The following is a 1,586-nucleotide window of genomic DNA, read 5'->3' as shown; positions in this document are numbered from 1 at the left end:
AAGCCCCGCAGTGCCAGCATCTCCAGCGGTCCCTGGCCGACTTCGGTGCGCATCTGGTAGCGGATCGGGTAGGCCATCTCCGCTTGCGGCGGCAGCCTCGCCGCACGCTCCGTCAGGCTGTCGGCATCGGCAGCGCTCGGCTCAAGCTCGCCGGCCGTCGGCCCCTTGGTGTCGGGCGTGCCTCGCCAGGTCAATTGATAGACGGCGCTGTCCAGCGGCTCGACGTGCGCCCGCTCCAGCATCCGCACGAAGCCAAAGCGGCCGCCGAACTCATAGCTCTTGTTGGTGCCCGCGTGCTCGGTCTGCCACTGCAGCCGGGTGCCCAGGTCCTGCAGGTTGTTGGCCGGCCAGGTCATCGCCTGCCAGGTCTCGCGCTGGTTGTAGTAGTGCAGCTTCTGGCTGTCGACGGTCAGCACCGTGTCGGTCAGGCCCGGCGTGGGAATCGGCTTGACCTCAAAGCGATACTGCGGCTCGCCTTGCGCCAGCAGGCGGGTGGCGATGCGCTGCAGGGCATTGACCGCCTTGAGGAAGGCCGGATCGAAGGCCAGCGCCTGGCCGCCGGTGGCCGCCGGCACCCATTGATCGCCCTGCAGTTCCAGCACGCCTGCCAGTTGCGTGCCGAGGAACGCCCCGATCACGCCGGTTTGCGGGCGCAGGAAGCGCGCCAGTTCCGGCAAGGAGGCATCGTTGGCGCTGTCGGCGAACGGATAGCGCCCGGCGAACGATTTGCCCCATGCCATGGCAATGCCCTGTCGCCAGGCGTCGTTCAGGCTCGCCTGCGCGGGTTGCAGCACGGTCTGCGTGGCCTGCGTGATCGGGCGTACGAACAACGTCTCGCCCATGCCCGCCCACTGGTTGCCGAGGCTCGCCGCCATCAGTTGCGCATAGGCCCGGGTGTCGGCCAACTCCGATCCCTTGCCCTGGAAAAGTGCCTGCGCCATCTGCCGGGCTTGCGCGTCGGCATCCGCGCTGTTGCTGACCTGCTGCAGGCGCAGACGCAGCGCCGTTGCGCGGTCGAGGAAACGTTGCAGGCTCAGGTCGCTGCTGCTGCCTGCATTGGCGGCCTGGCCCTGTCCCACCAGCCGCAGCACCGGTCCGAAGGCGGCGCCCAGCGGCCCGGCCGTGTCCGGCTTGATCGCCTCGGGTCCCGCCGTCTTCTTGCCCAGCAAGTCCTGGGCCTTGGCCACCAGCGTGTCGGACAGCGAATCCTTGTGCGCGCCGGCGCCGCCCTGGTATTCCAGCGACTTCATCAGCGCGATCACCGGCGACTGGCGCGCATCGGCCATCAGCTTGAGCTGATCGATAGCGGCCGGCAGCGTGGGGGCGGGTTCCCATTGCAGGCTGTTCATGAAGCCCTGCCAGCGCTCCGCGTAGTCGGCGAAGTACCGCTCGGTCAGCGCAGCCTGCAGGGCTTCGGCGGAGCGGCCTTCTGTCGGCGATGCCTGGGGCTTGCCGTCGGTCAGCACCCAGTCGCTGGCGATCTCGCTGCGCCTGGCGGCGGCCTCGATGGCGGGAGCGACATAGCCCTCGTAGGCCTGGCGCGTGAAGATACCGGGCACGATCGCCGTGGCGCGCACCAGCCCGCG

General features: G+C 69.2%; 1 protein-coding gene. It reads right to left on the bottom strand.

Annotation, left to right across the window (positions count from 1 at the left end; genetic code table 11):
• Positions 1 to 1,586 (bottom strand): ImcF-related family protein (locus AC3WXD_RS34900; RefSeq protein WP_492325739.1); only part of this gene is annotated, 1,586 nt, incomplete at both ends.

It is taken from the genome of Cupriavidus sp. FW216-B1 (genome assembly GCF_058789195.1).
Note: the sequence above shows the minus strand (reverse complement) of the source record. Positions and strands in the feature narration are given on the sequence as shown.